We start from the raw sequence: 278 nt of genomic DNA, 5'->3' as shown, positions 1-278 counted from the left end.
GCTTTCCACCTTTTGGCCCACCGCGTTTTGCGTCAGGTTTACGTCCTTGTGGCTTGCCACGAGTACCTTCAGCCGCATCCTTTTGTGGACGACGATTGTTTGGCCGAGGCTTCGGTGCCAATGTAAACGTATAGAAAGCCTCCATTTCAGGAGCTTCGACGCCTGCATCTGGAGCTTTCGCCTCTTCTGCGTTTTCTTCAGCAGAAACGGCCTCTAACGGGGCCGTATCCTCTGGAACTGCAGTTGTTGCATCTTCGGTCGCAACCACTTCTGGCGCT

At 54.3% G+C, this 278-nt stretch carries 1 protein-coding gene; it reads right to left on the bottom strand.

The features are described 5' to 3' along the window. A partial coding sequence (locus AB9F29_RS22595; protein WP_369757339.1) for a hypothetical protein occupies positions 1-278 on the bottom strand: 278 nt, incomplete at both ends.

The sequence above is a fragment of the Falsihalocynthiibacter sp. S25ZX9 genome (genome assembly GCF_041205405.1).
In the GTDB taxonomy this organism is placed as follows: domain Bacteria; phylum Pseudomonadota; class Alphaproteobacteria; order Rhodobacterales; family Rhodobacteraceae; genus Falsihalocynthiibacter; species Falsihalocynthiibacter arcticus.
This window is presented reverse-complemented; position numbering and strand designations above follow the sequence as displayed.